At 51.6% G+C, this 304-nt stretch carries 1 protein-coding gene; it reads right to left on the bottom strand.

Features of this window, described 5'->3' with window-relative positions; translation table 11 throughout:
- A partial coding sequence (locus tag ACYP5B_RS31125; protein WP_459572236.1) for a sodium:solute symporter family transporter occupies positions 1-304 on the bottom strand: 304 nt, incomplete at both ends.

Below are 304 nucleotides of genomic sequence, written 5' to 3'. Positions count from 1 at the left end.
TACCTTTCGGGTGGATCCTGACTGCGGCAGATATCAGATTCTCGAAGCTGAAACCAAAGCGCTGCAGAACCATGAATGCCATGAAAGCAGCGCCGATCAAAAGGAGCGCCGCCTTGACGATCTGGATCCAGGTGGTAGCAAGCATGCCGCCAAAGAACACGTAGAGCACCATGAGGACACCGATCAGCACTACGGACCAAACATAGCTAATGCCAAATAGAAGTTCGATCAGCTTTCCAGCCCCCACCATTTGGGATACGAGATACAGCAGAACAATCACGAGCGAGCTGATAGTCGAGAACGT

The organism is Cupriavidus sp. 8B (genome assembly GCF_054589115.1).
Note: the sequence above shows the minus strand (reverse complement) of the source record. Positions and strands in the feature narration are given on the sequence as shown.